The sequence below is a fragment of the Aeromonas sp. OTU364 genome (assembly GCF_038440395.1).
GTDB lineage: Bacteria > Pseudomonadota > Gammaproteobacteria > Enterobacterales > Aeromonadaceae > Aeromonas.
This window is the reverse complement of record NZ_JASATR010000046.1, coordinates 1-230: the sequence shown is the minus strand read 5'-3', so window position 1 is coordinate 230 and position 230 is coordinate 1. Positions and strand designations below refer to the sequence as shown.

Here is a 230-nt window from a genome sequence, read left to right as displayed (position 1 = left end):
ACTTCTGAGTTCGGCATGGGATCAGGTGGTTCCACGGCGCTATGGCCGCCAGGCAAATTCTTCATCGATTTGTCCGGAACAAATCGAAACCGCCGTGGGCGGGCCCGAAGGGTGAGGTTCAGGACGAACCGAATAATCTCGGAAAGCTGACGTGAGTAACGACTGATTGGCTATTGCCTAGTCGCTATCACTGAATTTTGAGTAGTTCGTTCATTCGCTACAAGGCCCAG

1 rRNA gene is annotated in these 230 nt (G+C 52.6%); it reads right to left on the bottom strand.

Features of this window, described 5'->3' with window-relative positions:
* Window positions 1-53 (bottom strand): 5S ribosomal RNA (gene rrf / locus AAHB08_RS21125); the annotation flags it as partial.
* Window positions 54-230: the final 177 nt, after the last annotated feature.